Source organism: Kutzneria sp. NPDC052558 (assembly GCF_044547355.1).
In the GTDB taxonomy this organism is placed as follows: Bacteria; Actinomycetota; Actinomycetes; order Mycobacteriales; family Pseudonocardiaceae; genus Kutzneria.
The window spans coordinates 1-26,219 of record NZ_JBIUAG010000042.1 but is presented as its reverse complement, the minus strand read 5'-3'; the positions used below and the strand labels follow the sequence as shown (position 1 = coordinate 26,219).

Sequence of the window (26,219 nt, the reverse complement as noted above, 5' to 3'; positions counted from 1 at the left end):
GAGTGGCTCATTTCGCTTCAGGGCGCACCTGAGCCACTCACGTGCGGCGAGGGGGATTCACGTGAGTGGGTCAGGTGGCTCCGGGGGCGAAATGAGCCACTCACGTGAAGGCAAAGCGGAGGGGTGGGCTCCGGTTAGCGGCCGGTCCAGCGGGGCGGGCGCTTCTCGGCGAAGGCCTGGGCGCCTTCGCGGGCGTCGGCGGAGGAGAACACCGGGCCGGTGACGGCCTGCTGGCGGTCCCAGGCCTCGGCGGCGGACCAGTCGGCCGACTCGACGATGACCTTCTTCGTCGCCCGCACGGCAAGGGGGCCGTTGGCGGCGATCTCGGCCGCCAGCTCCCTGGCCACGGTCAGCGCCTGGCCCGGCTCGGCCAGGCGGTTGACGAAGCCGAAGTGGTGGCCGCGGGCGGCGTCCAGGAAGTTGCCGGTCAGGGCCAGTTCCATGGCCACGTGGTAGGGCAGCCGGACCGGCAGTCGCAGCACGCCGCCGCCGGCGGCGACGAGGCCGCGCTTGACCTCGGGGATGCCGAACTGGGCGTTCGACGCGGCCACCACCAGGTCGCAGGCCAGGGCGATCTCCAGCCCGCCGGCCAGGGCGTAGCCCTCGACGGCGGCGATCAGCGGCTTGAGCGGCGGCCGCTGGGTGATGCCGGCGAAGCCGCGGCCCTCCAGCGCCGGGAACTCGCCCCGCACGAACGCCTTGAGGTCCATGCCGGCGCAGAACGTGCCGCCGGCCCCGGTGACGATGCCGACCACGAGGTCGTCCCGGCTGTCCAGCTCGTCGACGGCGGCGGCGAGGCCCTCGGCGACGGCCCGGTCGACGGCGTTGCGCGCGGCCGGGCGGTTGATGGTGATGACGGCGACGCCGTCGCTGAATTCGGTCTGCACCACGTCGGACATGATCTCCACCCTACGGCGGCGAAGAATTTATCTCTGTTCACGGCTTGACGTGGCGGTAAACGGAGAATAATTTCAGCTTTGCAGGCCGGGGAGGGGTGCCAGGTGGGGATGCCGCGGCAGCGGGACGGGTCGACGGTCGAGCGGATCAGGGAGCTGTTGCCGGGCATGCCGGCGGCCCAGCGGACGCTCGCGGAACTCATCCTGGTGGATCCAGCGGGGGTCGCCAGGACGACGATCCTGGACCTGTCCGAACGCTGCGGTGTCTCCACCGGAAGCATCACCCGGCTCTGCCGGGCGCTGGGCCTGAGCGGCTACGCCGCGCTGCGCATCGCATTGGCCTCCGACCCCAACGGCCCCCGCCGCGGCACCTGGGACGGCGAGGTCGGCATCAACGCCGACGACGGCATCGACCACGTGGCCGAGGTGGTGGCCTGCGGCATCGGCCGGATCGTCGCCGAGGCCATCGCCCACCTCGACCTGACCGACGTGGAGCGGGCGGCCAAGCTGGCCGGCTCGGCCGGCCGCGTGCTCGTCTCCGGCATCGGCGGCAGCGCCACCGTGGCCTCCGAACTCCAGCAACGCCTCTACCGCATCGGCATCCCGACCTGGGACTGGGCCGACCCGCACGTCGCGCTCACCGGCATCGCCCTCACCCAGCCCGGCGACGTGCTGTTCCTCTTCTCGCACAGCGGGCGCACCGAGGAGATCGTCGCGATGGCCACCGAGGCCCGCCGACGCCCGGTGACCACCGTCGCCGTCACCAACGACCCGAGCTCGCCGCTGGCCGAGCTGGCCGACATCGCGCTGGTCACCGGCGTCTCCCAGCTGGGCTTCTCGCACGAGGCCGCGTTAGCCCGGCATGCCCAGCTCGCGGTGGTGGACCTGATCTACATCACCGTCGCCCGCACCGCGCTGGACCGCACCACCCAGGCCATGGAGGTGACGGCGGAGGCGGTCCGCAGCCGCCGGCGCTGACGCATTGCGCGGTTCGGCCGCGTCGGCACACTTTGGCGCGATGAGCGGCTCGCCGCCCGCGGGTCCGGCCGAAGTCCTGTCGACCTCGGCCGGCCGCGCTGGCGAGCCAGGGCCGGGGGCTGATGGCCTCCGCGCTGACCTTGGCCGCCGGCGGCGTCCCCCGGAGTGAGGTCCTTACGCGGCAACGGGTCCAGGCCTTTTTGCGGACCCATCACGGTGACCCGGCGCTGACCGTCGAGGACGTCGCCCAGGCCTTCCTGATCTCCAAGCGGATGCTGTGCCGGCTGTTCGACGGCGCCCCGGACGGGGTGCTCTCGCTGCTGCGGCGAATCCGGGCGGAGCGGTGCACGACACCAGGCTGTCCGCTACTGGACGCCTGCGCCCGGGAGCCCGAACTGAGCAGCCCCCGAATCAATCCAACCAGGTGAACCTGGCAGTGTCGGCTGACCAGCGGTGATCAGGCATTGCCAGGTTCGTGTGCTTGGCTTAACAACGGGGGCTGCTCAGTTCGAAGATCGACTCGGACCGGCAGCGGTCCCGGTGGGGAACTGCCGACCGGTGTGCCGCATCGGATGGGCTGTGGGGCCCGGCGAGAACTGGTGATCGGCCTGGTTGCAGCCGGTGGGCGGGGCGCCGAGAAGGGGTCACACTTGGTGGGAGAGCCGGGCCTGGGCGTCGGCCGTGACCGGGGTGAAGAAGTTGACCAGGTTGCCGTCGGGGTCGCGGAAGAGCAGGGAGCGGTTGCCCCAGGGCATTGTGGTGGGCGGCTGGACGATCTCGGGGGCGAGGGTGGTCAGCCGGGCGTGCTCGGCGTCGACGTCGGAGACGCGGAACTCGATGATCGCGGAGCGGTTGGCAGCGGGCACGGCGGCGGAGGGGGAGAACAGGGCCATGGTCTGGGCGCCGCCGATGGCCAAGGTGCAGGAAGCAGTGACGAGTTCGGCGAACTGGTCGGTGGCCCAGCGGGCGGGGATGCCGGTGGCCTGTTCGTAGAACGTGACGAGGCGGGCGACGTCGTCGGTGATGAGGCGGACGGAGGCGAACAGCATGGCGGGGTCCCTTCCTGTCGTGGATGCGGACCACGCTAGGGGCGATAGTGGACAGGATTCGCCCGCTATTGGCACGATGCCGGTGTGACGCGGCCGATAGCCCGGGTGCTGGCCCTGCTGGAGATCCTTCAGGGCGGGGGAACGCGGACGGTGGCGGAGCTGGCCGAGCGGCTGGGCGTGGACGAGCGGACGGTGCGGCGGTACGTCGACCACCTGCTCGATCTGGAGATACCGGTGCGGTCGGTTCGCGGCCGGTACGGCGGGTATCGGCTGGAGCCGGGGTATCGGATGCCGCCGCTGATGCTGACGGGGGAGGAGGCCCTGGCGGTGTTGCTCGGCCTGGTGGCGGGGCGGCGGGCGGGGCTGGTCGCGACCACGGCGGCGGAGACCGCGGTGGGGAAGGTGCGGCGGGTGCTGCCGGAGAACCTGGGGCGGCAGCTGGACGCGTTGCTGGAGGTCGCGGACTTCACCGCGCCGGTACGGGCGACGCTGACGGCGGAGGCCGAGGTCCTGCTGGAGGTTGCCGAAGCGGCAAGGGATCGGCGGCCGGTCGAGCTGGCTTACCGGGCCGGGCACGGGGGTGAGAGCGAGCGGGTGGTCCACCCGTACGGGATCGTGGCGCACTCGGGCCGGTGGTATGTGACCGGCCACGATTCCAGCAGCGGCGAGGTGCGGACGTTCCGCGTCGACCGGATCACGGCGGTCCGGAAGCGAGATGGAACCTTTGACGTGCCAACGGGTTTCGTTCCCGTGCCGCACGTCATGACGGCGTTGGCCGAAGCGCCGCGTGAGCACGACGTGTCGGTGCGCATCGACGGCACGCCGGAGCAGATCCGGCCGACTTTGCCGCCCTCGGTGGCGGTTCTGACCGAGATCGACGGAACGTCCTGGACGCGGGCCAGGATCAGGGCCGAGCGCCTGGACTGGATACCGTCGCTGCTCGCGGCCCTCGACCGATCGTTTGTGATCGAACGACCGGAGGAGCTTCGGGATCTGGTGCTGGCACTGGCGAATCGGCTGGCCAGCAACGCCGAGGCCTGACTACGGGGCGAGAATGGCGTTGGCGTAGGTGGTGAGGGCCTCGCGGTCGGGCTGCTGGGTCTTGGCGATGAGGCTGGCCACGTGCTTCTCCACGGTGCGAGGAGAAATGTGCAGCCGGGTGGCGATGGCCTTGTTGCCGAGGCGGTCGACGAGCAGCCGGAAGACGTCGTACTCCCGCACGGTGACGCCGAGGGAGCGCAGGGCGGTGGGGACCTGGTCGGCGCCGAGGCGGCGCTGCTGGACGGAGACGCCGACCTGGCGGAGCAGGGCCCGGCAGGCGCTGGCGGGACCGGTGATGCCGTTGTGGTGGAAGTACTCCTCGGCCCGGCGCAGCCAGGCGACGGGATCGCCCCAGTGGTCGGCATGGGCGGACTCGGCGACCAGCCGAAGGCCGAGGTGCCGGGCCAGCGGGAAGGCGGCGCCGGCCTGCTGGGCCCGGGCCATGGCCTCGGCGGCCTGGGCGCCGTCGCCGTCACGGCCGTGCAGGACGGCGGCGGCGAGCTGGGTGAAGTGGTGGTTCCAGCGCATGCGGCCGGCGGGGGAGTCGGCGATCTCCCGGTAGTGCGACCAGTCGTGGCGGCCGTCGACGACGCCGAGCAGGAGGTCGAGACCGTGCCGGCCGGCGAGGTGGAAGGTGGTGGGGGTGGCGGCCTCGTAGGCCAGGGTCTCGGCCAGCTCCTGAAGGGCCAGCGGGCGATTCTCCTCCAGCAGGGCGCAGAAAACCCGGGCCAGGCCGACGGCGAGGGGCGCCTCCTGGGACTTCTCCCCGCCCCACCGCCGGAACTCGGCCAGCGCCTCGTCCATCTCCCGCCGCCGGCCCTGGTGCCCGGCCAGGGCGGCCTTGGCCATCATGATGTACCGGACCATGGACCCGAGCTGGAGCCGGACGACGGACTCGGCGCAGGCCTCGATCCGCTCGGCGGCCAGGCCGAAATCGCCGCCCAGCACGGTGTCCAGGGCGATGATGGCGTCGGCGCTGTAGGCCATGGTGATCGCGCCGATGCGCAGCGCCTCGTCGCGGGCCCGCTCCAGGCTGAGGGTGTCCGAAGTGGACAGCCAGTCGATGCCGGCCAGCCGCATCACGGCGTAGGCCCGTTGCAGCGGAAGCTGGTGCTGCTCGCCGAGCTGCCGGGCCCGCTCCAGGCACTCGACGGCCCGCGCGATGTCGTGCTCACGGGTGATGATGCCCAGCAGCTCCCACGCCTCGCAGGCCACCACGGGCTGCTCGGACCGCTCGGCGGCGGCCACGGCCCGAAACGCCAGCTCCTCGGCCCGGGTCAGGCGATCGGGCCGGGGCATGTCCAGTTCCATGTACGCGGCAACGACATCGACCCGGGCGCCGTCCTCATCGGACGGATCGGGCCCGAGCAGAGCGCGGGCGGCGGCGACCTGCTCGGCCCCGTCGGCCGAGCGCCCGGCCAGGTAGGCGACCTTGGCCAGCCGGGTGTGCAGGGCGGCCCGCCGCCGCGCGTCCAGTCCGTCGCCGTCGAGGTCGGAGAGCTTGCCGGCCAGCTGGAAGGCCCGGTCGAAATGCCCGGCCTCGGCCAGCGCCGGCAGCAGCGACTCCAGGATGTCGGCCCGGATGCCGGCGTCCAGCCGCCGGGTCAGCAGCCGATTCGCCTTGTCCAGCAACGTGATCGCCGACCCGGCGGCGCCGTCGCGCAGCGCCCGCCGGCCGGCCTCGGCGAACAGCCGCCCGGCGGCGGCCTCCTCGCCGGCGTCCAGACGCAGCGACGCGACCAGCTGGCACCAGTGACCCGGCAGCTCGGGATGCAGCTCCAGCACGGCATCCGCGGCCTTGGACGACAGCTCGGCCCGATCCAGGGGGGCGAGCTGGCTCAGCAAGGCCTCGGCGGTCAGCGGATGTCGGAAGGCGTACCAGTCCGGGGCCGGCTCGTCCGGCGTGACGAGTTGGGCGGCGACGCCGGCGTGCAGGTGGGACAGCAGCCCCCGGTCGTCGATGTCGGCGACCTCGCGCACCACCGACAGCGGAAACCGGTGCCCCAGCACGGCGGCCACCGACAGGACCATTCGTCCTTGCGGCCCAAGGCGATCCGTGCGGTTGGCGATGCTGCGCGCCACCGCCGCCGGCACCTCGGTGCGCAGCGGCCCGACCACCTGCCAGCCCTCCCCGCTGGGCACCAGCAGGCCGCTGCTCACCATGCTGTGCAACAGTTCCTCGACGATGAACGGGTTGCCGGCGCTGTCCGCCCACAGCCGCTGCACCACGTCGTCGACGACCTCGGACGGGGGAATCTCCAGGCAGGAAGCGGCCATCACGCGCACCTGGGCGCGATCCAGCCGGCTCAGCTCCAGCAGCCGTCCGGTCCGCCGCCGCTCGCCGGCCCGGGCCAGGTCCAGGGCCGCGCCGGGCTCGTTGCGGATGGTGGCCAGCAGCATCACCGGCTGGAGATCGAGATTGTCGGTCAGGTACTCCACCACGGCCAGCGTCTCGGCGTCGGCGTCGTGCAGATCCTCCAGCACCACAAGGCATCCGCGGTCCCGGCCGGCCACCGCCAGCAGCCGCAGCACCGCCTCGGCCAGCACCACCAGCGACACCGGCTCGGCCGGCGCGCTGCCGCCCCACTCCGGGATCAGCCGCCCCAGCGCCGGCCGGTACGGCCCCAGCTCACCGTCCTCAAAGGACTCACCGCCGCGGAACAGCGACAGCAGGGCCTCGGCCAGCGGCCGGAACGGCACCATCGGCCCGATCGCGCTGCCCCGCCCCCGCAGCACCCGCATGCCGGCGTCGAACGCCCGGCCCGCGACCATCGCGGCCAGCCGTGACTTGCCGATGCCGGCCTCGCCGACCAGGTGCGCCGACCCGCCCCGGCCGGCCCTCGCACCGGACAGCGCCCGCGTCAGCTCGACCAGCTCGGCATCCCGGCCGACCAGGAGCGGCGCGCGGGTCTGCATGGTCGAAGACCCTATGCCGGGACGCTCGGAATTCCATGGGAACCGCGCGGGAGTGGCCGAATACCGGGGTGGTCTGCCCCTAGGGGTCGGCCGGTTCCCCCATCCGGGCACACCGGCTGGGGGAACCGGCCGACACTCGGTCAGAGGTGCTGACCGGGCCCGCTGACCGTGGTGGACTGAAGGGCGGTGACCGCCAAGAAGGCGCTCATCCCCAACGTCAGGCCGGCCAGCGCCCGCGCTCGCGCCCCCGCGCGCGTCCTGCCGTCCACCACGATCTCCCCCGCCGGGTGCTCGCCACTGGCGGTGGCGGACTCGACGCTCTCCTCGGGTCTGTCGATCTCCTTCATCTGCATGACTCCCCTCAGTGGCACAACGGAAATTCAGTGGGACGCCGGGTCGAGCAGCAGCACCGACGGCACCCGGCCCGGCAGGCCCAGCCGCAGCAGGCCGTAGCCTATGCCGGCCAGCCCGCTGAGCAGTCCGGGCGTGGGCACCTCGCCGGGCGTGCCGCAGCGCGCCCCGTACTGGTCGAGCGAGCCGAGCACAAGACCGGCGCGGCGGACGACGGCCGTGGCGGCCCGCTCGTCGCCGGCCCGGCCCAGCACCGTGAGCGCCTCCATCGCGCCCAGCTCACCGTGGCACAGACTCAGGTCCCGCAGCGGCGGATTCGCGGCCATGGCGTCCACCCAGCCGGGGAGGCCTTGGCCCGTCCGGTCGATGCGCGCCAACACCGCCCCCGGAATGCCGGCACACCAACCGAAATCCCCCGAGACGAGCGGGTCGCCGGCCGCCGCCAGGTACTGCGCGCCGGCCGCCTCGTGCCGGTCGCTGCCGATCGCCGCGGCCAACCGCAGCAGCGCCCACCCCACCCCGGCCGGCCCGCGGGCGAAGCCGACCGCGTCGGTGGTGGCGTGCCGGCCGGTGGCCAGCCGGTCGGCGTAGCGGATGGCCAGCGAGCCGGCGGTGGCCAGGCCGGTCTCGGCGTGCACGGCCAGCATCGCCGCCAGCCCGCCGGCCAGGCCGCCGGCGACGTCGGCCGGCTCCCCGCCGGCCTCGGTCTCCAGCGCCGAGGCCAGCCGCACCGCCCGGGCCAGCCACCCCAGCACCTCCGCGTCCCCGCCGAGCAGCCGGTGCAGCCGGGCCAGCGCGTAACAGATGCCGCCGAGGCCGTGGAAGCCGCCGGATCCCACGGCCATGGCCAGGCCCAGGTCGTCGCCCAACGCGTCGAGCAGCCGCGGGATCGGCCGGATCGCCCGCCGCGCCAGGTCCCCGTAGCGGGGCGCGCCGGTCAACTCGGCCAGCTGGGCCAGGAACAGCGCCAACCCGGTGTAGCCGTTGGCCAGGCCGGCGCCCATCGGCAGCACGGTCCACTGCCGCTCGTCCACCAGCTCCAGACCCAGCCAGTTGCTCCGGTCCTGGCCCGGCACCGCCCGGCCGACGAGCTCGTCGGCGATGCCGCACGCCGCCGCCAGCAGCCGCTGCGCGTCCGGCACGACCGCGGCCACCGTCCCGGGCAGGACGGCCCCGGCCCGGTGCGTGACCGGCTGCGGCCGGGTCGCGAACGAGGCCCGGATCAGCCATTCCTGGTTGTGCCGGTCCACCTCGCCCATGCCGGCCAGCTTCGCCTCCACGGCGGCCAGGCCGGATTCCGCGAGCAGTCCGGGCAGCCGCACCCCGTCGGCCGACCAGACGTCCCGGGTCCCCACCCGGGTGGTGAACATCGGCACGTCGCCGGCCCACAGGTCGGCGATCTCGTGCGGCACCAGGCGCCGACGCGTCGGATCGTCCAGCGAGTCCGTCCACAGCAGGTCGAACACGCTGTCGCGGTCCAGGGCGTCCCGCAGGACGTCCGGATGCGTCGACTCGTCCAGCAGCGTGGCGTAGAGCTGGGTCGGGCGGGCCACGAAGCGCACCTCGTCCTCGACGCACGTCCGCAGCAGGCCCACCAGCTCGGCCCGGTGCTCGACGATCGCGTCGTAGCCCGCCTGGAACCCGGTCAGCAACGCCGCCTGGTAGTCCCGCGGCTCGGCCTCCCGCCGACCGAGCCGCGGCCGGTTCCGCCCGCCCCGCACCGCCACCGGCCGGCGCACCAGTCGCATCGAGTCGGTGCCGGCGCCGTCCCATCCCACCCCATCGGTCGGGAAGACGCCCTGGTCACCCCCCATGCCGGAGATGTCGAGCGAACCGTTCTCGCCCAGCATCACCTGCGGCAGCAGGGCCGTGCGGAACACCGAGCGCAGCAGCTCCCGGGCGGCCGGGTCGGGGCCGGCCGCGCTGTCCACCCGGATCGTCGGGTGGCACAGGGTCTCCACGTCCACCAGCACCGGCTGGTCGCCGTGGGCGATCAGGTTCTCGTAGTGCATGTCGCTGCCGTCGACCGCGTACAACAGCGCCAGCAGCGCGCCCTGGCGACGGTAGAACCGGCTCAGCCCGGTCATCTCGTCGCACGGCGCCTCGGTCACGAACTCCTGCCAGCCGTAGCCGTCCCGGCGCACCAGCGTGACCCGGCACAGGTCCAGGCCCGGCACCCGGCGGTTGAGCCAGTCCAGCATCTCGTTGAAATGGGCGTGCAGGTCCAGCGGCCGCGGCTTGTAGACCACGGTGCGGCCGTCGGCGAAGGTCAGCAGGGCCACCGACCGGCCGTGCTGGTGGGCGTCGCCCTCGGTCGAGTCGATCTTGGCCAGCGCGCCCGGGTCGCGGCCGTCCAACAGCGTCTCGACGATGGCGTCCCGGTCGGCGGCCAGCCGTTCCAGCAGTTCCAGGTGGGCCAGCACGGCCTGCTGGCACGCCTGGGCCAGCAACCGGGCCAGCACCGGGTACTCGGCGAACAGCGCGTCCAGGTCGGGCCGGACGGCGAACTCCGCGAACCGCTCCTGCGGGGTGCGGCCGGCCAGCCGACCCCGGGTCCGGGCCAGGTTGAGCTCCAACACCAGCGTCCGGGCGGCCAACCGGGCCAGCCGGCGGCCGAGCCGGTGCGTGAACCCCGCCGTGACCTCCGGGCCCGCCGCCCCGGCGACCGCGTGCTCGGCCACCGACACCAGCGGCCGCAGACCCGCCGCCAGCACGCCGATCCAGTCGTCGCCGAACGCCTTGCGACGGCCGCTGGGCGTGGTCAGCGCCGAGTCCACGAAATCGGCCCAGCCCGGCCGGGCCACCCGCCGCGCCAGCGCGTCCGGGGCCTCGGCCAGCAGGCCCGTCAACAGCTTCTCGTCCAGCCCGGCGGCGGCCAGCCGCCGCTCGAACCAGTCCGGGGCCAGCTCCTCGTGCGTGCGCCGCCACCGCTCCAGCCGCTCCAGCGCGTTCGCGCTGCCCAGGAGTTGCTGCGACGTGCCGTGCCGCTGGGCTGTCCTGGGTAGCCGCTCGTGCAGAGTCAGCCCCCCGGTCCACCAGAACGTCGCCGACTTGGTCACGGCAGGAACCGTGCCACCGCGGCGCACCCAGCCACATGGGGGCAGGGCCCCCATATTTCGGCCCGATCCGTCACACCTTGGAGTGGCAGCGCGGGCGGAGAGCCCCGCGGAAGCGCGAAGATGGGCCAAACGGAGCAGTGGGAGGACACGTGATCCGGGCTGGCATCGTCGCGCTCACGGTAGCGGCACTGGCGGCGGCCGGCGCCCCGGCGGCGTTGGCCGGGGCGCGCGGCTGCAATCACCGCACGTGCATCGACGTCGACGGCAGCGGGCTGCACGTCAACCACATCGGGGCCTCCACCACGTGGAACGGCGACTTCACCGGGCACTTCCACATCTGGGGCGGAGGCATCGACCGCAACAGCGCGACCGGCTTCTGGGGCTACCACCAGCTGTTCAGGGTCGAGGTCAACCGGGACCTGCCCAATCGCGCGGTGGTCTGCGCGGAGGGCTGGGAGCATGCCGGCGGTCGGCTGAACTCGATGGGCCGGGCCTGCGAAGAGATCCAGTTCTAGGCGTTCTGGGCCCCGTTGTAGACCTGCCAGGCGGCGTCCCGGTAGTAGGCGAAGTAGGAGTCGCCCCAGCTGCCGAAGAAGCTGCCGGTCTGCATGGCCGACCCGTCGCCCTGGTAGTTGACGATGAACGCGCCGCCGCTGGCCCCGCCGGACAGGCCGATGCAGTTGGGGATCTGCACGCCGCCCTGCGGCCCGTCGTAGGGCTGCCCCTCGCACCAGACGGCGTAGTCCTTGTCGGCCGGGATGCCGATGCCGTGCGCGTAGTTGTTGCTGGGCTGGTTGAACCCGATGCCGGAGCTGCCGATCGCGTCCTGCACGTGCCGGTTGCCGGCGCCGCCGGTGCTCAGCACGATGAAGGCGTTGTCGCCGCCGGGGCTGGTGTCGTCGATCCGCCAGCCCATCGAGCGCCAGTTCCACCAGCCGTAGGGGGCGTTGCCCTGGCTGTAGGAGGGCGCGAAGCGGAAGTTGTTGTAGGTCTGGCCGGTGCTGATGTCCATCACGCAGTGCCGGGCGGTGGCGATCACGTCCCGGTTGTTGCTGGTCACGACGTTGGCCGTGCACAGGTAGTCGCCCTTGCCCGGCACGGTGAACACCAGCCGGCCGATGGTCGACCAGACGCTGCTCATCGGTCGCAAGCCGGACGGCGCCGTGCTGTGGACGAACCTCGGCTCGCCCACTTGTCGCTGCCCAGTGGTCTGCGCGGCCGCCGGAGCCGGCATCGGTTTGGCGGCGGCCAAGCGCTGCGGAGTCCAGTAGGAATCCAGCGCCGCGGCCGACTGCGTGTTCGTGGCGGTGGCCGTGGCGGCATGCGCGGGCACGGCCACCGGCAGTAGGGACAGGGCGGCGGCAAGCAGAACAGCGGCGGTTCTTGGCACGATGTCAACCCCGTTCGTCGCGGCGGCGCAATCGTGGCGGCCGGACCATGGTGCCAGACCAATCGGCGTAATCGTTGCGGCACAGGGGATTCCTGTCCGGTAACGGACACGTCGGGCCGGCGATATGCCACCCGTGGTGTTGCGACGTGCCTCTGAGCTCGGTGACCGGCTGCTGGAGCTGTCGCGGTTCAAGTACCCGGCCGACACCACCGCCCTGGAGCACGGGGCCCGGCTGGCCGGCTATCTCGAGGACGACGAGATCCTGCTGGAGGTGGCGCACGCCCGCCGGTCCTTCGGCACGACCGTCGCGTGTGGACTGGTGTTGACCGGGCAGCGCTTCATCTTCATGCCCGAGACCCGGCACCTCGGCGAGGTCCGCAAGATCCTGCCCGGCAGCGGCGGCGCGTTCGGCCTGCCGCTGTCCGGGGTGACGGCGGTGCGCGCCGCCGGGCAGCCGAAGGAGACCGACTGGCTGGAGGACCTGTTCACCCACCAGTCCTCGCACGCCGGCCTGGTGATCGCCGCCCGCGGCCTCGACGACCTGGTCTTCGACTCCGTGGTCCCGGTGGACGGCCCGGGCCGGATCGTGGACCGGCTGCGGGACATGGGCATCCGCGGCTGAGCCGCCCGTAGCGGGGTCGATGTCGTTCGGGTCAGTTCGACTGTGGCCTGATGGGGTTCACCTGCCGTTCGCCTGCGCCGTTTACCTTGCGGTCCTCCGATGCGGCAGGAGGCGCGGATGGATCTCTCGCTCCTGGTCGTCGTGGTCATCGTGACCGCGCTGGCCTTCGACTTCACCAACGGCTTCCACGACACGGCCAACGCCATGGCCACCTCGATCGCCACCGGGGCGCTCAGCCCCCGGGTCGCGGTCGGCGTCTCGGCCGTGTTCAACCTCGCCGGCGCGTTCCTGTCGGTGCAGGTGGCCAAGACCATCTCCAGCGGCATCGTGGACGAAACCAAGATCAACAGCGCCATCATCTTCGGCGGGCTGGTCGGGGCGATCGTCTGGAACCTGCTGACCTGGCTGCTGGGGCTGCCCTCCAGCTCGTCGCACGCGCTGTTCGGCGGCCTGATCGGGGCCACCTGGATCGCCGCCGGCTCCGACGCGGTGCACTTCGGCACCGTGGTGGAGAAGGTGATCGTGCCGGCGCTGGCCTCGCCGATCATCGCCGGCGTGGTGGCCACACTGGCCACCTGGGCCGCCTACAAGATCACCGAGAGGGCCGACAAGACGGGACGGGCCAAGGGCTTCAAGGCCGGCCAGATCCTCTCGGCCTCGATGGTCTCGCTGGCCCACGGCACCAACGACGCGCAGAAGACGATGGGCGTGATCACCCTGACCCTGATCGCCGCCGGCACGCTGCCGGCCGGCGCCAACCCCCCGCTGCTGGTCATCCTGGGCTCCGGCCTGGCCATCTCGCTGGGCACCTTCCTCGGCGGCTGGCGCATCATCCGCACCCTGGGCAAGGGCCTGACCGAGATCGAGACCCCGCAGGGCTTCGCCGCCGAGGCCAGCGCCACCGCCACCATCCTGGCCTCCACCCAGGTCGGCTTCGCGCTGTCCACCACGCACGTGGCCACCGGCGCGATCGTCGGCTCCGGCGTGGGCAAGCGGCTGTCCGAGGTCCGCTGGGGCGTCGCCGGCCGGATGGCCCTGGCCTGGCTGTTCACCCTACCGGCCGCGGCGATCGTCGGCGCCGTCGCCGGCGAGACCGCCTCGCTGGGCAACGTCGGCACCGTCATCGTGGCGCTGGCCGCGGTGGTCGTGGCCGTCGGCGCCTACCTGCTGTCCCGTCGGCAGCCGGTGTCCGCCGGCAACGTCAACGAGATGCCGTCCACCACCGCCCCGGCGACCGCGTCGGCCTGATCAGGGAGAACTCCATGACCATCAACTGGGGTGGGCTGGGCGAGGTCTTCGTCGTGTCCATCGTGGCCGCGGTGCTGTTCGTCAGCCTGTTCTCGGTCGGCATCGGCGCGTGGACCCGGCGCGGCGAGGCCGTGCTGAACAACGTGCTGGCGATCGTGAGTTTCGCGCTGTGCGCGGCGATTGTCGGATACGGCATCTTCGCCATCGCCCACAAGTGAGCCGAGCGCTGTGGCCCCCATTGGCGAAGGGGGCCACAGCAGTGTCAGCTGTTCATCAGGTCCACCGCACTCTGCTGGCGGGCCGCGTCAGATTGGTCGAACGGCCCCGACCACACCAGGCCGTACTGGTCGAACCCGTTGCGATCGGTGGCGTACGCCGAATCGGCCTGGCGTTTCAGATACGCGCTGTACGGATGGCCGGGCAGCGCCGCGTTCAGCGCCGACAGGTCCCGGGCGTAGACGCCCTTGAACGTCGGGCCGTCCGCCCCGCCGCCGCCGGGCCGGTCGCCCGGGTCGTGCAGGATTCCGTTGGGGTTGAGGGAAACGCTGGTCGTCGAGGTATCGGCCAGGGTTCGGGCCTGGTCGAGGTACGCGGTGTCGCCCGTGGCCCGGTAGAGCTCGGTCAGCGCGGCCAGCGGCACGCCCTGGTTGTAGGTCCAGGTCGGCTGGTTGTTGTTGACGCAGGTGCTGGTCAGGCCGTCGTTGACCAGGTTCTGGGCGTTGATCATCCCGCTGTCGCGGAACCAGGTCCACCCCGCCCGGGCCCGTTGCAGGTACTTGGTGTCGCCGGGAATCCGGTTGTGCAGCGCGGCGTTCAGCTGGATGTAGAGCGCGGTGGGGATGGCGTTCTTGTACGTCCGGGCGTCGCTCCACCACACCCCGCCGCCGCAGGTGGAATCCCAGTAGGCCTGCACGTGGTCGGCGTCGAAGCGGGCCGTGGTCAGGTAGCGGGTGTCGCCGGTCAGGTCGTAGGCCGCGACCCAGGCCAGGCCCCACCATTCGGTGTCGTCGTTGTAGGCGTTGGTGAAGTTGCCGCCCTGGGCGTTGAGGTTCTTGTCGTACGTGCGCGCGACGGCGTAGGCGTAGCTGCCCATGCCGGAGGCCCGGATGTTGCCGATGATCGCGGTCAGCGCGTTGGCCGAGTTCCACCAGCCGGTCGTGTCGAACAGGCCGGTGGTGGTGTTGTAGTCCTCCATCAACGCGGTCGCGGCGGCGGTGCGCCGGTCGTAGGAGTTCCACGTCGTGCGGCGCCAGTCGGTGCAGGTGATCGTCGTGGCGCCGGCCGGCAGCGCGCAGGCCCGTAGCAGGCCGACGCCGGTGGTGTTCCAGTCGTCGACGTTGAACATCAGCGTGCGCCAGCCGGGATAGCCGGCCGGCGTGCGGGTGTCGCCGATCTTGGAGCCCGCGGCCCAGCTGCGGCCGGCGTCGAAGGAGCGGTCCAGCCACAGCTCGTCGCCGGGGGCGCTGTTGGTGATCGCGCCCCAGCCCATGTCGTCGCCGTCGTCGAGATACAGCGCGAGTTGTCGGCTGCCGGCGGGCGTGGCCGTGCCCAGTCGGACCTGCGGGGCCAGCGCGGGATCGCGGCCGTCGCAGTACTTGTCGCAGACGGTCGCCATCGGCTTCACGGCGTTGCCGGTCGACGGGGGAGGGGCGTCGGTGGTCGGCGCCGGCGTCGGCGGCGCCCCGGTCGAGGCGGCGGCGGCCGGGGCGAGCACAACCATGAGGGCAACTGCGCAGAACACGGCTCTGAGCATGGAACCTCCCGGGTAGCAGGGTTTTCCGGTCGGAAACGTGCTGGTGAGAGCGCTCTCGAACGCGAATGTAAGGTCCATGTGAGTTAGGCGTCAACGATTACGCTTTCACAGATGCGACTGCTGCTCGTCCGGCACGCCGAATCCCTGGCCATCGCCGACAATCTGACCGTCGGCAACGACAACTGCCCCGGCCTCACCCCGCGCGGTTTCGAACAGGCCCGTGAGCTGGGGCGACGCCTCGGTGTTCGGCCCGATGTGCTGGTGCACAGCCCGGTCACGCGGGCCCGACAGACGGCCGAGGAGCTGATCGCGGCGCTGCGGCCGCCCCGCGTCGAGATCGATCGCGACCTGGCCGAAGTGGACATCGACGAGCCATGGGACGGATTTCTGTCTCGAGTGGACAAGGTGGTGACCACCTGGCCGGAGAAGTACACCGGGCAGACGGTCATGGCGGTGACCCACGCCGGCTTCATGGTGTGGGTGTTCATGACCCTGTTCGGCGTGCCGCGGCCGGGTACCGGCACGCGGGTCGACTTCGATTTCGCCGCGGTGACCGAATGGCAATTCAGTGGCGGCTGGCGGCTGGTTTCCCTCAACCTGACCTGATGGAGACCGAACGCCTGCTGCTGCGCCCGGCCGGACCGTCCGATGTGGACGATCTGCGGGCGCTGGACGCCGACCCCGAGGTGATGCGCTTCCTCGGCACGGACGGGGCGGACTCGACGGCGCTGATCGGGCGGCCCGGGTACTGGGTGGGGATCGAGCGTGCCACCGGCGACTTCGTGGGCTGGTTCGGGCTGGGCGAGGAGCTCGGCTACCGGATCCGCCGCGACAAGTGGGGCCGCGGCTACGCCACCGAGGGAGCGAAGGCCGTGCTGGACAAGGCCTTCGCCGAGGGCCGGCAGCGGGTCAGCGCCCAGACCATGGCCGTCAACACGGGATCACGCCGGGTGCTGGAGAAACTCGGCCTGCGGCACGTGCGAACGTTCCATGTGGACTGGGAGAACCCGCTGCCGGGCTCGGAACACGGTGAAGTCGAGTACGAGATCAGTGTTTGGCCAGGTGGGACAGGAACTGCTCCACCGCGTGGGCGGTAGCCAGCGCGCGGGCGCTGGGCAGCGAGTCGAAGGCGTGGTGGGCATACGGCAGCTCGGCGTAGCCGATCGGCGCGCCGAGCTCCCGCGCCCGGGTGGCGAACTCGCGGGCCTGGTTGACCGAGACGACCTCGTCCCGGTTGCCGTGCACGACCAGCAGCGGCGGCGAATCCGGGGTTATGCGGTGGATCGGGGAGGCCGGCGCGACATCCGGCTGGTTGTCGATCATCGCCTTGCGGACGTGGTCGCGCAGGCCGGTGCTGCCGTCCTCGTTGAGCGCGTCCAGGTCGTACACGCCGTACAGCGGCGCGCCGGCCTGGATGGACGTGTCGGCGTCCTCGAAACCGGGCTGGAAGGCGGGATCGTTGCCGGTCACGGCGGCCAGCGCGGCCAGGTGCCCGCCGGCCGAGCCGCCGGTGATGGCGATGAACGACGGGTCGCCGCCGTAGCGCTCGATGTTGGCCCGGACCCAGGCGATGGCCCGCTTCACGTCCACGATCTGCGCCGGCCAGCGGTTCTTCGGCCCCAAACGGTAGTCGACGGCCACGCACACCCAGCCCTGCTCGGTCATGTGGGCCAGCAGCGGCAGGTTCTGCGTCCGGCGGTCGCCCGAGGTCCACGCCCCGCCGTGCACCTGGATCAGCACCGGGGCGTTGGTCACGCCGGCCTTGTGCCACACGTCCAGGGCCTGGCCCTGGCCGTAGCGGATGCCGTCGGCGACAAGGAACTCCGTGCGTCGGAACTTGCCCGGCAGCAGCGGCGTCGGGGCGTTCAACGTCACCGTGCCACGGCCGAGGACCTCGTCCAGCGCGCCTTGGAGCGGCCGGCTCGCGTCGGCCGCCGGCCGCTGCAACGCCGCCAGGCCCACCGCCGCGCCCGCCGACACCGCCAGCGCCGCCGCACCGATCTTGCTGCGGCCCGCGCCCAGCGCCGCCGCCAGGCCCGTGGCCCCCAGCTGCGCCGCGGCCGCCGGCACCGACAGCTCCGTGCCGACCACCCCGGCCGCCATGCCCACCAGGTGCCAGGGGGAACGCCGCCAGGGCGTCCGCCTCGCGAACACGTTCAACGCCACTCCGCCGACGCCGGCGGCCACCGCCAGGGCGATCCCCGTCTTCTTCACGCTCACTCAACGAAGCGAGGCCGGGTGAACGCTGCTACTGAGGAGTGAAACCGATCACACATCCGCATATGCGGCTCTATCCTGGCTGCTGTGACGCCGCTGCGGCCCGATGAGCTGGTCATCACCGGCGAGGTCGCCACGCCGGGCACGGTGTGGTGCACCTCGGCGCTGCACGCCCGCGCCTGTCGGCCCCTCGCCGTCGACTACGTCACCCGCCGGCGCACCGAGCGCCATGAGGTCCGCGGCGTCACCCTCTACGAGGCTCTCACCGCCGCCGGCCTCGCCCTCGACCCCGCGCGCAAGATGGACCACCTCAGCCTCGCCGTCCTCGCCGAAGGCGCCGACGGCTACGGCGTGCTCGTCTCGTACGCCGAGATGCACCCCGAGTTCGGCGACTGCGGCGCGTTGCTGGCCACCTGGCACAACGGCCAGCTCCTGGCCCGCCCCACCCTCGTCATGCCCGCCGACCGCCGCGCCAGCCGCTTCGTCCGCCAGGTCCACCGACTCCACGTGGTCCACCCGGTCGCGGTTCAGTAGGCGGTGAAGTCCAACACCAGCCGCCCTCGCACGCCACCCGCGGCCAACCGCCGGTGGGCCTCGGCCGCCTGGTCGGCCGGCAGCACGTCGGCCACTCGCAGCGTGAGTTCGCCGGCCTCGGCCTGGTCCCGAAGCCGGCGCAGGCGAGCATGGTCGGTGGCCACCGTGCTGACCCAGACCTGATGCACGTGGATGCCGCGGCCGGCCGGGCCGTCCCAGCCCCGGATGACCGCCAGCCCGCCGCTGTCGCGGATGGCCGGGACCACCAGCTCGTGCAGGACCGCCCCGTCCAGCACGGCATCCACCCCGTCCGGCTCGAGTGCGCGGAACCGGTCGGCGACGTCGTCGCCCCGCCTGACCACCTCGTCCGCCCCGAGGTCGCGCACCAGCTGCTCGTCGGCCGCCGAGGCGTCCGCCAGCACTAGCAGGCCGTCGCTCTTGGCCAGCTGCACCGCGTAGCCGCCGAAGGTCCCGGCCGCCCCGGTCACCGCCACCGTGCCGCCGGCCGGCACCGCCAGCAGATCCAGGCCGAGCCGGGCCGTGAGGGCGTTCATCAGCAGCGTCGAGGCGTGTGAGAAGTCCACAGTGGACGGAATCGGCACCACCGACTCGGCCGGCGCCACGATCAGGTCGGCGTAGGCCCCGCCGCGCGGGCCGTAGGGGAGGACGATCGCCATTACCGCGTCTCCCGGCCGCAGCGAGGTGTCGGTGTCCGGCCCGATCGCGTCCACCACTCCCGCAGCGTCCATGCCCGGCACGTACGGCCCCGGCCGACCCTCGAACCGTGCGCTCGTCGCCCCCGACCGCAGCAGGGTGTCGGTCGGATTCACCGCCGCCGCGTGCACCCGGATCCGCACCTGTCCGGGACCGGGCACTGGATCCGGCAGCTCCACCGCCCGCAGCACCTCAGGTCCCCCGAACTCCGTCAACCCGATCGCCCGCATGCCCCGCCTCCTTGTACGTCTCCCATCGAACTAATATCGACTTTACAAGATCGGCGGGCGGTAGGGTCTCGGCCATGGGGTCGGGGGCGTTTTTTCTGGTCGCCGCGGGGATTGTCGCCGGAACCGTCGGGTCGGCCGGGGCGATCGCCTCGTTGATCTCCTATCCGGCGCTGCTGGCCTTCGGGTTGCCGGCGGTGTCGGCGACCATCGCGAACTCGGTGGCGGCGGTGGCGATCGGGGTCGGGTCGGCGCCGGCGTCACGGCCGGAGCTCAAGGGATCGGGCCGCCAACTGTGGCGGCTGGGCCTGCTGGCCGGGGTCGGCGGGGCGGCGGGGGCGGCATTGCTGCTCGTCACCCCGAATGGCGTTTTCGAGTGGATTGTGCCGTTTCTGATCGCGGCCAGCGCTTTCCTGCTGCTTCTGCAGCCGAGGCTTTCGGCCCGGCGCCGGATCTCGCCGCCGCTGCTGACGTTCGGGCTGTTCGTGGTGGCCGGCTACAACGGATATTTCGGCCCCGGCTCGGGAATCATGATGCTGACGGTGCTGGCCTTCACCTTCGACGGCGATCTGCCGCGGGCGAACGCCGTCAAGAACGTGCTGCTGGCCGCCGGGGAAGTGGTGGTGGCGATCGGCTTCATCGTGTTCAGCACGGTTCCGTGGGCCGCGGTGATCCCGCTGGCCGTCGGCTTCCTCGTCGGCGGGGCCATCGGGCCGTGGGTGGTGCGCCGGCTGCCCGTGGCCAAGCTGCGAACGCTGATCGCCGCCGCCGGCTTCGCCCTGGCCGCCTGGCTGCTGTACGTCGCGGCCAAGGGCTGAGCGAAGGGACCCTTCCTCTCGCTCAACGTCAGGAAGGGGCCCTTCATGACGTTCAACGCCAGGAAGGGCCCCTTCACTGCGTCCAGCGCCAGGAACGGGCCTGGCTTTCGAGAGGGGTCAGGAGGCGGTGAGGGCGGTGTCGTCGAGGACGAAGGTGGTCTGCTTCTCGTAGTCCTCGGCCCCGGTGAACTTGAGGGTCACGGACTGGCCGGCGTAGGCGGACAGGTCGACGCTGCGCTGGACGTAGCCGGAGGCGGCGTCGAGGTTGGAGTAGGTGGCCACGGTGGTGGAGCCGACGGCCACGCTGAAGGTGTCGTACTTGGCGGTGGTCGTGGTCTCGGCGGTGGCCACGTGCAGCCAGAACGTCAGGCTGGCCGAGCAGCCGGCGGGCACGGACACGGTCTGGCTCAAGGTGTTCGTGGTGGTGACGCCGGTGCCGTCGAAGGTCGCGGCACGGGTGCCGGCGTGCGGGGTCTGGCCGGTGCCGACGGTGGCGTCACCGGTCCAGGACGTGGCGCCGCTCTCGAAGCCGGGGTTGGCCAGCAGCTGCCCGGGCGTGGCGCAGTTGGCGCCGCCACCGCCGGTGGAGGAGCCCTGGGCCAGCCACGCGGTGGCGTTGAGGGCCAGGGCGGCGTTGTTGGCGGTGGAGTCGGTCCAGCCGTTGTAGAGGGTCTTGCCGGACTCGCCGGTGCCGTCGTCGACCGGTGAGCTGTCGTCCCAGATCGCCACCCGGCCGTTGCCGAAGGTGCTGGTGACGAAGGTGGCGTTGGTGTTGCCGGGCGACGAGGTGCTCAGGAACAGCAGGCCCTTGACGTTCGGGTTGTCGGCCGGCTTGAGCGTGAAGGTGGTGCCGTTGGCGATCAGGCTGTGCTTGACCGCGCCGAACGAGCCGTTGAGCACCGGGTTGGTCGAGTCGGTGATGGCCACCGGGTGGTCGGTGCTGATGTTCTTCAGGTCGACCGAGAAGCCGAACGGGTCGGTGTTGTCGACGCCGTTGTTGGTCAGGAGGTCGTTGATGATCTTCGGCGAGTCCCAGCCGTCGTTGTTGCGGTCGCTGCCGGTGTGGTCGGAGATCAGGAACAGCCCGCCGCCGTTCTGCACGAAGGTCAGCAGCGCCTTCTTCTCCGCCGCCGAGAGCTGGATGTTGGGCTCGGGCAGCACGAACTCGTCGAAGTTCTTCAGGTCCAGCGCGGCGGACGTGCCGTAGGTGATCGTGTTGCCGGCCGGCAGCGTGTCCAGGGTGTACTGGCCCGTCTTCTGCAGCGCGATGCCCCACGAGGACAGCGCCCCGGTCCAGTCCTTGTCGCTGCTGGGCGACGCGTTCTGCTTGAGCGGGTCGGGCTGGCTGGTGCTGATGATCCAGTCGGCGTTGCCGGCGGTTTCCGCCTTGGTGGCGTCGAACAGGACACGGTGCGTGGTGGCGGCGTGTGAGACCGCGGCGAGGCCGGGTAGGACGGCCGCGGTCAGGGCGGCGGCGATCGCCGCCGCGGGGAGCGGGCGCATGGGCGCGTACCTCCGGTGCAGGGTTCGGGGTTGTCGCCGCACGAGGATCTCCCGCCGCCGCAGCCGGATCAACGATTCAATGTTGACTTCATCGAGACGTCACCGGCCGGCCCCGTTAGCCTCCACAGCGTGGACGCGGTTGTTTTTGATCTCGACGGTGTGCTGGTCGACTCCGAGCGGACCTGGGACGAGGTGCGCCGGTCGGTGACGGCCGAGCACGGCGGCACCTGGGACGGGGAGAACACCACCCGGGCGCTGATGGGCATGAGCACGCCGGAGTGGGCGGAGTACCTGGCTACGGCACGTGGCGTGCGGCTGCCGCCCGACAAGATCGCCCAACTGGTGGTCGACGGCATGGTCGCCCGCTACGCGCAGGGCCCGCCGCTGCTGCCCGGCGCGGTCGAGGCGGTGCGCGCGGCGGCCCGGCGGTGCCCGGTGGCGATCGCCAGTTCCTCGCCGCCGGCGTTGATCGCCGAAGTGCTCGAGGTCACCGGTCTCGGCGACGTCGTCGAGGTCGCCCTGTCCAGTGAGCTGACCGGGGCCGGCAAGCCCGCGCCGGACGTGTATCTGGCCGCTGCCAAGGATTTGGGCGTCGATCCGACCCGCTGCGTGGCCCTTGAGGACTCGACCAACGGGATACGCTCGGCGCTCAACGCCGGCATGATCGTGGTGGCCGTGCCCAACGAGCACTTCCCGCCGGATCCGGCGGTGCTGGCCCGGGCGGCGAAAGTGATCACCGGGGTGCGCGAGCTGCCGGGCATTCTTGATCTTTTGTCAGCGTGGTGACAATGAGACTGTTGGCCTATCCCGATTCCTCGCGCCGAGGCCCTATTCTGGCCGCTTGCGGAAGTTGACCCTGCGTGAGCACGCCATCATGGAGCTCGACCGGGTCGTCGCCTGGCTGGAGACCGGCGCGGTCGACAGCATGCGGGCGTTCGGCTCCGGGGACGAGCGTGACTGGATGCTGCGCATGTGCGCCGCCCTGCTCGCGCTGCTGCACGAGCACGAGGTCGACGAGCACGGCCGCTGCACCCGCTGCCGCGAGCCGCGCCGCGTGCTGCCCGGCGGCCGGCGGCCGTCCTCGTGTGCCGTGCTGGACCACGTGATCGCCGCCTTCGGCGACTCCGTCGAATCGGTGTGGACCCGGGTGCTCGCCTCGCTCGGCGCCGACATGACCGAGGACGAGGTCCGGGCCTGGCTGGTCAGCACGGTCAAGCCCGCCGACGAACCCCTCCCGCTGTTCAACGTGGACGTCATCGGCGGCTACGGCTTCGGCGCCGCCGAGTTCAACCTGGAGCAGCTCGGCTCCCTGCCCGAGCCGCCGCCCGAGCAGGAGCGGACCGACCCCATCTCCGGTTGGTTCCACCGGCCCTACCTCTACGACGACGACCTCACCGAGCCCGGCTCCGTGCTGCGCGCCGTCAGCCAGTACCGCCAGCAGGCCAAGGTCTGGCGCACCCCGGAGGAACTGGCCTGCGAGTCCGACACCGTCGTCCTGCCCCGCCTGGAGTTCGCCGACACCGTCCCCCTGCACCTGCCCTCGTTCGGCCCGATAGTCCGGGCGTGAGCCGGCTGCCGCCAGGGGTCTGGCGGCCGGGGCGGGACGGGGGTCCGCCCCGGCCGGCGCGATCAGGAGGAGAACAGGAAGCGGCCGAAGCCGCCCTTGCGCTGGCGGCGGTCGCCCCAGGCGGGGCCGCCCTGCTGGTAGCCGCCGTGGCCGCCGTGGTGGCCGCCGCCGTACTCGGGGGCGTAGCGCGGCTGGTGTTGCTGTTGGGACCACTGGGCTTCGGCGCGGGTCAGGGCCTCGAGCTCGCCGTGGTCAAGGAAGATGCCGCGGCAGGTGTCGCACTGCTCGATGTGCACGCCGTTGCGCTCGTAGCTGCGCATCGAACCGGGGCACTTGGGGCAGTTCATCTGGTCTCCTCACATCGGGTCATCCGGCGGCACGCGGCGAGCACGGCCCGGTCCACGTCGTCCATCGGTCGGTCGGCGGTCAGCGCGGTGGCGGCGGTGTAGACCACGAAGGCGCGGGCCACCGCGTCCACGCAGGGCCACACGTCGCCGGTCCGCGGCACGGCGGGACCACGCGCGGCGCGGTAGCCGGCCAGGAACTTCTCCCAGCCCCGCTGGGCGATCACGCCGACGGCGTAGCCGGCGGCGATGCGCCCGAAGTCCCACAGCGGGTTCCCGAGGCCCAGATCGTCCACGTCGATCAGCTGCCACCGGCCCCGGTAGCGCACGAGCTGGCCGAGGTGCCAGTCGCCGTGCACGAGGTGATAGCCCGGCTCCAGCGCCGACACGGTCCGCCACGCGGACAGAACCGTTGCGGCGTCGGGACTTTCCGGCAGCAGGGCGATGGCCCGGGCCAGCCGGGCCGGCGTGCCGGCGACCGGGATGGCGCCGAGCCGGGACGGGTCGACCCGGTGCAGCCGGGCCAGCAGCCCGCCGGCCTCGGCCCACGGGGCGGTGTCCGGATCGTCGGTGACCGGGTCGCCCAGCGGCCACACGCTGACCCACCGGTCGCCGACCGCGGTCGGCGCGGATTCCTTGGGAGGCAACAGGATTCCCCGCAGATCCGGATGTGCGGCCAGGCGTATCCGGTTGGCGAGCGCGCGGCCGTCGACGCCGTGGTGGTGCGCCTTGACGACCTCGTCGACGGTGCTGACGACAACCCCGGACCCCATCTCCCACCTCCTCCGCTCACCAACACAAGGTAAACGGTCGGTAATGGACGATGAGTTCCCGGGGAACCTGTCAATGACCTGAGAAAGTGGCCTTGCCCGGCCCGTCGGTTAGGAACGAGCGCACCGCCGAGCGCAGGTCCTCGGTGTCGAACAGCTCGGCGGCGATGGTCGTGACGTGCGCGTTGGCCTCGGCCACGCCGCCGTGCTCGAAGTGCCGCAGCACCTGCTTGGTGGCGGCGTGGGCCCGGGTCGGCCCGGCCGCCAGCCGCCGCGCGTAGGCCAGCGCCGCCTCGGCGAACCCGTCGTCCGGCAGCACCTTGTTGACCACGTTCCAGCGCTCCAGGGTGGCCGCCGAGTAGCGGTCCCCGGTCATCACGAACTCCTTGGCCCGCCCGACGCCGGCCCGCGCGGCCAGCCGCTGGGTGCCGCCCATCGTCGGGGTCAGCCCGATCACGTTCTCCACCAGCCCGAACGAGGACCGCTCGGCCGCCAGCAGCACGTCGCAGGCCACCGCGATCTCGAACGCCCAGGTCAGGCACAGGGCGTGCGCGGCGAACACGGTCGGGAACGGCAGCGCCGCGATCCGGTCGGGAATGGTCAGCATCTCGTCGAACAACACCTTGGCCGCCGCCGCGGTCGGCTGCGCGTCGAAGAGGGCGACGTCCACGCCGCCGCTGACCACCCGGCCCTCGGCCCGGATCAGCAGCGCCCGCGGCTGCTCCCGCTCCACCAGCCCGACCGCCGCCAGCAGTTCCGCCTGCATGGCGGCGGTGTAGAGGTTCAGTGGCGGCGCGTCGACGGTCAGCACGGCCAGGCCGGCGTCCTCCCGGTCCAGTCGCAGCAGCTCCACGGCTCACTCCCGTCCATCGTGATCTTTGCTTTACGCACCCTCTCACGCCCATCATTGCGGGGTGTCCGAGTTAGCGTCGTGGAACGGCGAGCAACCGCAGATCAAGCTGTTGGACCCCGTCCTGTTCGAACAGCTGGGAGCAGGCGGCGGGGCGTACGAGGAACTCCTGCTGGCCGAGTACGGCCGGCCCGGGCAGGTGATCGAACGGGCCGAGGTGCCGCACGGCCTCCTGCACTACATCCAGTTCGACGAGCAGCCGGGCCGACCGGCCTGGACCACTCACCTGATCTTCGCCCGGGCGACCGAGCCCCAGGTCCGCGAGTACCTGGTGACCATCGGCCTGGGCTCGGTGGAGATCCACACCGTCTACGGCGCGACCGAGCGGATCGAGGACGCCCCCGACGAGGTCGACGAGCTCTGACCCGTCGTCATGAAGGGCCCCATACTGACGTTGAACCTGGATCCACCGTTGATCTTTGATGGTGATCTTGGTGGCTGCGGGATGGTCGAATGGCCATGCGGTCCTGACGCAGGCGCGTCAGGACCGCTGGTCTGCCCAGCCTTCCGTGATGGTGCGGGTTGGGTCCGTGGGGACGGTGGTCAGGGCTTAGACCGCCCGCGGTGGGGCGTGGGCGTGGGTGAACGCTCGTTGCCAGGCCTGCTGCCAGGGCCAGTTGCGGGGCAGGTGCAGGGTGATCGTGCGGGCGGTGTGGGAGACCCGGGCCGCGACCGTGATCAACCGTGCGCGCAGGGTCGTGGTGCGGGCCTTGGCGTGGGCCTCGCCGGCCAGGCAGCCGATCGCTCGTTGCAGGTTGTGTGCGAGGGCGGCCAGGGTGAGCCAGGCGGCGTTGGCGGCGAACCGGCCCGAGGGGAAGTGCGTCAGGGCGGAGCCGTTGAGGTCGGCGAAGACCTGTTCGATCGCGCCGGCCCGGCCGCGGTGCTGGGCTTCGACGGTGATCGGGTCGAACGGCGAGTTGGTGAAGATCGCCTGATACCGCCAGGCGGGGAACAGTTCGCCCTGCTCGGTCACGGTCAGGACGCGGTGGCGGCGCACCACCAGGGTGGCGGTGGTGCGGCGGCCGGGGTTCTGGGTGGGGTTGGTGAAGGCGGTGTGGCGGGTGGCGGCGATCTGTGCGGTGTGGATGGTCTGGCCGGTGTCCTGGTCGAGGACGGGGGTGTCGTACTCGATGTGGGTCCAGGCGTCCTGGTCGATCGTGGTGATCGCGCGGGCCAGGGCCCGGCTCCAGCGGGCGGTGATGGAGAACACCGCGCCAGCCTTGGCCAGGGCGGTGATCAGTTTCGCGCTGTAGCAGCCGGAGTCGCCGCGCACGATCACCGTGCCGGTCGCGCCGCAGGTGCGGGCCACGTG

Annotated in this window: 28 protein-coding genes; 14 read left to right on the top strand and 14 right to left on the bottom strand. The window is 72.0% G+C overall.

The annotated features are described in order from the left end of the window. Window positions 1-134: 134 nt before the first annotated feature. A complete protein-coding gene (locus ACIG5F_RS43555; RefSeq protein WP_396526112.1) occupies window positions 135-899 on the bottom strand; it encodes a crotonase/enoyl-CoA hydratase family protein in 765 nt (254 codons plus the stop codon). A gap of 108 nt (window positions 900-1,007) precedes the next feature. Between ACIG5F_RS43555 and ACIG5F_RS43550 the strand changes: the two genes are divergently transcribed. Both ACIG5F_RS43550 and ACIG5F_RS43545 read left to right on the top strand, forming a co-directional pair. Beyond that, on the top strand, window positions 1,008-1,874 hold the full coding sequence (locus tag ACIG5F_RS43550; RefSeq protein WP_396526154.1) for a MurR/RpiR family transcriptional regulator: 867 nt from the start codon (window positions 1,008-1,010) through the stop codon (window positions 1,872-1,874). Between the two features lie 122 nt (window positions 1,875-1,996). Then, window positions 1,997-2,302 carry a hypothetical protein gene (locus ACIG5F_RS43545; RefSeq protein WP_396526111.1) on the top strand — a complete coding sequence of 102 codons (306 nt, stop codon included), beginning with the start codon at window positions 1,997-1,999 and terminating at the stop codon, window positions 2,300-2,302. A 216-nt stretch (window positions 2,303-2,518) separates the two neighbouring features. Here the strand turns inward: ACIG5F_RS43545 and ACIG5F_RS43540 are convergent, their stop codons facing one another. Next, window positions 2,519-2,923, bottom strand: coding sequence for a VOC family protein (locus ACIG5F_RS43540; RefSeq protein ID WP_396526110.1), 405 nt, complete (start codon window positions 2,921-2,923; stop codon window positions 2,519-2,521). A gap of 84 nt (window positions 2,924-3,007) precedes the next feature. Between ACIG5F_RS43540 and ACIG5F_RS43535 the strand changes: the two genes are divergently transcribed. Next, window positions 3,008-3,964, top strand: a complete 957-nt coding sequence (locus ACIG5F_RS43535) for a helix-turn-helix transcriptional regulator (RefSeq protein WP_396526109.1) — start codon at window positions 3,008-3,010, stop codon at window positions 3,962-3,964. On the opposite strand, the gene ACIG5F_RS43530 is transcribed toward ACIG5F_RS43535, so the two are convergent. The 3 genes from ACIG5F_RS43530 to ACIG5F_RS43520 form a co-directional block, all read right to left on the bottom strand. Beyond that, window positions 3,965-6,880 carry an ATP-binding protein gene (locus tag ACIG5F_RS43530; protein ID WP_396526108.1) on the bottom strand — a complete coding sequence of 972 codons (2,916 nt, stop codon included), beginning with the start codon at window positions 6,878-6,880 and terminating at the stop codon, window positions 3,965-3,967. It abuts the gene before it with no gap. A gap of 140 nt (window positions 6,881-7,020) precedes the next feature. Further along, the gene (locus tag ACIG5F_RS43525; RefSeq protein WP_396526107.1) at window positions 7,021-7,227 is read right to left on the bottom strand and encodes a hypothetical protein; all 207 of its coding nucleotides are present in this window, start codon (window positions 7,225-7,227) and stop codon (window positions 7,021-7,023) included. Window positions 7,228-7,260: 33 nt separating this feature from the next. Further along, complete coding sequence (locus tag ACIG5F_RS43520; RefSeq protein WP_396526106.1) at window positions 7,261-10,290, bottom strand: type 2 lanthipeptide synthetase LanM family protein; 3,030 nt, start codon at window positions 10,288-10,290, stop codon at window positions 7,261-7,263. Between the two features lie 149 nt (window positions 10,291-10,439). Between ACIG5F_RS43520 and ACIG5F_RS43515 the strand changes: the two genes are divergently transcribed. After that, window positions 10,440-10,805 carry a hypothetical protein gene (locus tag ACIG5F_RS43515; RefSeq protein WP_396526105.1) on the top strand — a complete coding sequence of 122 codons (366 nt, stop codon included), beginning with the start codon at window positions 10,440-10,442 and terminating at the stop codon, window positions 10,803-10,805. On the opposite strand, the gene ACIG5F_RS43510 is transcribed toward ACIG5F_RS43515, so the two are convergent. Further along, window positions 10,802-11,680 (bottom strand): hypothetical protein, encoded by an 879-nt coding sequence (locus ACIG5F_RS43510; RefSeq protein WP_396526104.1) that lies wholly within the window; start codon window positions 11,678-11,680, stop codon window positions 10,802-10,804. The genes ACIG5F_RS43515 and ACIG5F_RS43510 overlap by 4 nt on opposite strands. A 136-nt stretch (window positions 11,681-11,816) precedes the next feature. Here ACIG5F_RS43510 and ACIG5F_RS43505 point away from each other — a divergent pair, with 136 nt between their 5' ends. The 3 genes from ACIG5F_RS43505 (at window position 11,817) to ACIG5F_RS43495 (ending at window position 13,768) form a co-directional block, all read left to right on the top strand. Further along, a complete protein-coding gene (locus ACIG5F_RS43505) occupies window positions 11,817-12,302 on the top strand; it encodes a hypothetical protein (protein ID WP_396526103.1) in 486 nt (161 codons plus the stop codon). A 117-nt stretch (window positions 12,303-12,419) separates the two neighbouring features. Beyond that, window positions 12,420-13,550: an anion permease gene (locus tag ACIG5F_RS43500; RefSeq protein ID WP_396526102.1), complete on the top strand. Its 1,131-nt coding sequence runs from the start codon at window positions 12,420-12,422 to the stop codon at window positions 13,548-13,550. Window positions 13,551-13,564: 14 nt separating this feature from the next. After that, complete coding sequence (locus tag ACIG5F_RS43495) at window positions 13,565-13,768, top strand: hypothetical protein (RefSeq protein WP_396526101.1); 204 nt, start codon at window positions 13,565-13,567, stop codon at window positions 13,766-13,768. Window positions 13,769-13,812: 44 nt separating this feature from the next. Here the strand turns inward: ACIG5F_RS43495 and ACIG5F_RS43490 are convergent, their stop codons facing one another. After that, the gene (locus ACIG5F_RS43490) at window positions 13,813-15,303 is read right to left on the bottom strand and encodes a glycoside hydrolase family 76 protein (RefSeq protein ID WP_396526100.1); all 1,491 of its coding nucleotides are present in this window, start codon (window positions 15,301-15,303) and stop codon (window positions 13,813-13,815) included. Between the two features lie 111 nt (window positions 15,304-15,414). Here ACIG5F_RS43490 and ACIG5F_RS43485 point away from each other — a divergent pair, with 111 nt between their 5' ends. Together ACIG5F_RS43485 and ACIG5F_RS43480 are read left to right on the top strand one after the other, a co-directional pair. After that, on the top strand, window positions 15,415-15,909 hold the full coding sequence (locus ACIG5F_RS43485; RefSeq protein ID WP_396526099.1) for a histidine phosphatase family protein: 495 nt from the start codon (window positions 15,415-15,417) through the stop codon (window positions 15,907-15,909). Then, on the top strand, window positions 15,909-16,400 hold the full coding sequence (locus ACIG5F_RS43480; protein ID WP_396526098.1) for a GNAT family N-acetyltransferase: 492 nt from the start codon (window positions 15,909-15,911) through the stop codon (window positions 16,398-16,400). Before ACIG5F_RS43485 ends, ACIG5F_RS43480 begins: the two co-directional genes overlap by 1 nt. Here ACIG5F_RS43480 and ACIG5F_RS43475 read toward each other — a convergent pair. Beyond that, window positions 16,351-17,517 (bottom strand): alpha/beta hydrolase fold domain-containing protein, encoded by a 1,167-nt coding sequence (locus tag ACIG5F_RS43475; protein WP_396526097.1) that lies wholly within the window; start codon window positions 17,515-17,517, stop codon window positions 16,351-16,353. The genes ACIG5F_RS43480 and ACIG5F_RS43475 overlap by 50 nt on opposite strands. A gap of 90 nt (window positions 17,518-17,607) precedes the next feature. On the opposite strand from ACIG5F_RS43475, the gene ACIG5F_RS43470 reads away from it, so the two are divergent. After that, complete coding sequence (locus ACIG5F_RS43470; protein ID WP_396526096.1) at window positions 17,608-18,054, top strand: molybdopterin-binding protein; 447 nt, start codon at window positions 17,608-17,610, stop codon at window positions 18,052-18,054. Here the strand turns inward: ACIG5F_RS43470 and ACIG5F_RS43465 are convergent. Further along, entirely contained in the window at window positions 18,048-18,998 is a 951-nt protein-coding gene (locus ACIG5F_RS43465) for an NADP-dependent oxidoreductase (RefSeq protein ID WP_396526095.1), read from the bottom strand. The two genes, ACIG5F_RS43470 and ACIG5F_RS43465, sit on opposite strands and share 7 nt — an antisense overlap. A 74-nt stretch (window positions 18,999-19,072) precedes the next feature. On the opposite strand from ACIG5F_RS43465, the gene ACIG5F_RS43460 reads away from it, so the two are divergent. Continuing rightward, window positions 19,073-19,813, top strand: coding sequence for a sulfite exporter TauE/SafE family protein (locus tag ACIG5F_RS43460; RefSeq protein ID WP_396526094.1), 741 nt, complete (start codon window positions 19,073-19,075; stop codon window positions 19,811-19,813). Between the two features lie 117 nt (window positions 19,814-19,930). On the opposite strand, the gene ACIG5F_RS43455 is transcribed toward ACIG5F_RS43460, so the two are convergent. Next, a complete protein-coding gene (locus tag ACIG5F_RS43455) occupies window positions 19,931-21,316 on the bottom strand; it encodes a hypothetical protein (protein ID WP_396526093.1) in 1,386 nt (461 codons plus the stop codon). Window positions 21,317-21,445: 129 nt separating this feature from the next. Here ACIG5F_RS43455 and ACIG5F_RS43450 point away from each other — a divergent pair, with 129 nt between their 5' ends. Both ACIG5F_RS43450 and ACIG5F_RS43445 read left to right on the top strand, forming a co-directional pair. Further along, the gene (locus ACIG5F_RS43450; protein ID WP_396526092.1) at window positions 21,446-22,102 is read left to right on the top strand and encodes an HAD family hydrolase; all 657 of its coding nucleotides are present in this window, start codon (window positions 21,446-21,448) and stop codon (window positions 22,100-22,102) included. Window positions 22,103-22,157: 55 nt separating this feature from the next. Next, a complete protein-coding gene (locus ACIG5F_RS43445) occupies window positions 22,158-22,883 on the top strand; it encodes a hypothetical protein (protein WP_396526091.1) in 726 nt (241 codons plus the stop codon). 62 nt (window positions 22,884-22,945) lie between these two features. Here the strand turns inward: ACIG5F_RS43445 and ACIG5F_RS43440 are convergent, their stop codons facing one another. The 3 genes from ACIG5F_RS43440 to ACIG5F_RS43430 form a co-directional block, all read right to left on the bottom strand. Then, a complete protein-coding gene (locus ACIG5F_RS43440) occupies window positions 22,946-23,230 on the bottom strand; it encodes a zf-TFIIB domain-containing protein (RefSeq protein ID WP_396526090.1) in 285 nt (94 codons plus the stop codon). Further along, entirely contained in the window at window positions 23,227-24,000 is a 774-nt protein-coding gene (locus tag ACIG5F_RS43435; RefSeq protein WP_396526089.1) for a phosphotransferase family protein, read from the bottom strand. The genes ACIG5F_RS43440 and ACIG5F_RS43435 overlap by 4 nt, the downstream gene beginning before the upstream one ends. 70 nt (window positions 24,001-24,070) lie before the next feature. Continuing rightward, window positions 24,071-24,841, bottom strand: a complete 771-nt coding sequence (locus tag ACIG5F_RS43430) for an enoyl-CoA hydratase/isomerase family protein (RefSeq protein WP_396526153.1) — start codon at window positions 24,839-24,841, stop codon at window positions 24,071-24,073. A 70-nt stretch (window positions 24,842-24,911) separates the two neighbouring features. Here ACIG5F_RS43430 and ACIG5F_RS43425 point away from each other — a divergent pair, with 70 nt between their 5' ends. Then, window positions 24,912-25,271: a hypothetical protein gene (locus ACIG5F_RS43425; protein ID WP_396526088.1), complete on the top strand. Its 360-nt coding sequence runs from the start codon at window positions 24,912-24,914 to the stop codon at window positions 25,269-25,271. A gap of 186 nt (window positions 25,272-25,457) precedes the next feature. Here the strand turns inward: ACIG5F_RS43425 and ACIG5F_RS43420 are convergent. Continuing rightward, a partial coding sequence (locus tag ACIG5F_RS43420; protein WP_396526087.1) for a transposase occupies window positions 25,458-26,219 on the bottom strand: 762 nt, incomplete at its 5' end.